Raw genomic sequence first — 501 nt, forward strand, 5'->3', positions numbered from 1 at the left:
GTGAGAACGAATCCCCTTTTCCCGTTTTCATCTTCCGTCTGACCGACTAGACGGCCAGGCACTTTTCTCATCAATTTTTTCGTGACGGCAAAGAATCCGCAGTGCGGACCGCCGAAAGCAGCAGGGATTCCGAACGGCTGGGCATCTCCGACAACGATGTCAGCGCCCAACGCCCCGGGCGGTGTTAAAAGCCCGAGAGCCAGCGGATTGGCGGAAACGATGAACATGCTTTTCCCTTTATGGGCGATCGGTTTAATGTCTTTCAGCGGCTCAATTCGCCCGAAAAAGTTGGGATATTGGACGATCACTGCTGCTGTATCTTCGCAGACGGCTTCATCAAGAGCCTCAAGATGCGCTGTTCCGTTTTTGGAAGGGACTTCTACCACATCGATGTACTGTCCTTTCGCATACGTTTTTAGAACCTCGCGCGATTCGGGATGGACGGTTTCCGAAACGACGATTTTTTTCTTTTTTGTATGTCCTGAAGCAAGCATTGCCGCT

The 501-nt window shown here is 51.5% G+C and carries 1 protein-coding gene; it reads right to left on the reverse strand.

Going from position 1 to position 501, the window contains the following annotated elements; translation table 11 throughout:
• Window positions 1-501 (reverse strand): aminotransferase class V-fold PLP-dependent enzyme (locus tag ACWHAR_RS32735; RefSeq protein ID WP_452089130.1); only part of this gene is annotated, 501 nt, incomplete at both ends.

The sequence above is a fragment of the Bacillus sp. LR--39 genome, from assembly GCF_053613335.1.